At 48.9% G+C, this 2,386-nt stretch carries 1 rRNA gene; it reads right to left on the bottom strand.

Going from position 1 to position 2,386, the window contains the following annotated elements:
• Positions 1–2,225, bottom strand: a 23S ribosomal RNA gene (locus tag AB0N73_RS16255); the annotation flags it as partial.
• Between the last annotated feature and the right edge of the window lie 161 nt (positions 2,226–2,386).

The following is a 2,386-nucleotide window of genomic DNA, read 5'->3' on the forward strand; positions in this document are numbered from 1 at the left end:
AGTGGTGCGGGTTAGAGTGGCCATAACGCAGGGGTAGTATCCCACCAGCGCCTCCATCGAAACTAGCGTTCCGACTTCTACGGCTCCTACCTATCCTGTACATGCGGTACAGACACTCAATATCAAACTACAGTAAAGCTCCATGGGGTCTTTCCGTCCTGTCGCGGGTAACCTGCATCTTCACAGGTACTAAAATTTCACCGAGTCTCTCGTTGAGACAGTGCCCAAATCGTTACGCCTTTCGTGCGGGTCGGAACTTACCCGACAAGGAATTTCGCTACCTTAGGACCGTTATAGTTACGGCCGCCGTTTACTGGGGCTTCAATTCGTACCTTCGCTTACGCTAAGCACTCCTCTTAACCTTCCAGCACCGGGCAGGCGTCAGCCCCTATACTTCATCTTACGATTTTGCAGAGACCTGTGTTTTTGATAAACAGTCGCTTGGGCCTATTCACTGCGGCTGATCTGACGATCAGCACCCCTTCTCCCGAAGTTACGGGGTCATTTTGCCGAGTTCCTTAACGAGAGTTCTCTCGCTCACCTTAGGATTCTCTCCTCGACTACCTGTGTCGGTTTGCGGTACGGGTCGTTGTTTTCTCACTAGAAGCTTTTCTCGGCAGTGTGACGTCAGGAACTTCGGTACTATTATTTCCCTCCCCATCACAGCTTGTCCTTAAAGTTAGAAGCATTTGACTCCTATCAAGACTTACTGCTTGGACAGACATTTCCGATCGTCTGCATTCCTTAGCCTCCTGCGTCCCTCCATTGCTCAAACAAAAACAACGAGTACAGGAATATCAACCTGTTGTCCATCGCCTACGCCTGTCGGCCTCGGCTTAGGTCCCGACTAACCCTGGGCGGACGAGCCTTCCCCAGGAAACCTTAGTCATTCGGTGGACAGGATTCTCACCTGTCTTTCGCTACTCATACCGGCATTCTCACTTCTAAGCGCTCCAGCAGTCCTCACGATCTACCTTCAACGCCCTTAGAACGCTCTCCTACCAATACACCTAAAGGTGTACTCCACAGCTTCGGTAATATGTTTAGCCCCGGTACATTTTCGGCGCAGGGTCACTCGACTAGTGAGCTATTACGCACTCTTTAAATGGTGGCTGCTTCTAAGCCAACATCCTAGTTGTCTGTGCAACCCCACATCCTTTTCCACTTAACATATATTTTGGGACCTTAGCTGGTGGTCTGGGCTGTTTCCCTTTCGACTATGGATCTTATCACTCACAGTCTGACTCCCGGATATGAATGAATGGCATTCGGAGTTTATCTGAATTCGGTAACCCGAGATGGGCCCCTAGTCCAAACAGTGCTCTACCTCCATCATTCTCAATTCCGAGGCTAGCCCTAAAGCTATTTCGGAGAGAACCAGCTATCTCCAAGTTCGTTTGGAATTTCTCCGCTACCCACACCTCATCCCCGCACTTTTCAACGTACGTGGGTTCGGTCCTCCAGTGCGTTTTACCGCACCTTCAACCTGGACATGGGTAGATCACATGGTTTCGGGTCTACGACTACATACTCAAACGCCCTATTCAGACTCGCTTTCGCTGCGGCTCCGTCTCTTCAACTTAACCTCGCATGCAATCGTAACTCGCCGGTTCATTCTACAAAAGGCACGCCATCACCCATTAACGGGCTTTGACTTGTTGTAGGCACACGGTTTCAGGTTCTATTTCACTCCCCTTCCGGGGTGCTTTTCACCTTTCCCTCACGGTACTGGTTCACTATCGGTCACTAGGGAGTATTTAGCCTTGGGAGATGGTCCTCCCGGATTCCGACGGAATTCCTCGTGTTCCGCCGTACTCAGGATCCTCCTAGGTGCCTTCCAAATTTCATCTACGGGGCTTTCACCCTCTCTGACTGACTTTTCCAAGTCATTCGACTATCTGAAAGAACTACCATATCGGAGTCCTACAACCCCAATGAGCAAGCTCATTGGTTTGGGCTTTTCCCGTTTCGCTCGCCGCTACTCAGGGAATCGAATTTTCTTTCTCTTCCTGCAGGTACTTAGATGTTTCAGTTCTCTGCGTCTACCTCGTATACGCTATGTATTCACGTATACGTAACATCCTATAAAAGATGCTGGGTTCCCCCATTCGGAAATCTCTGGATCATAGCTTACGTACAGCTCCCCAAAGCATATCGGTGTTAGTCCCGTCCTTCATCGGCTCCTAGTGCCAAGGCATCCACCGTGCGCCCTTATTCACTTAACCTTATCAACCTTACGGTTGGGTTTTGATCTTTCTTCTAGCGATAGAAGTCCAATCAAGAAAAATAAGCAATTGAACTTATTAAAAAACTCATTCAACGCGGTGTTCTCGGTTTGTATTACTTACATTTTTACTTCAATATCCAGTTTTCAATGAACAAGTAT

It is taken from the genome of Microbacterium sp. NPDC089189, assembly GCF_040685095.1.
Classification (GTDB): domain Bacteria; phylum Actinomycetota; class Actinomycetes; order Actinomycetales; family Microbacteriaceae; genus Microbacterium.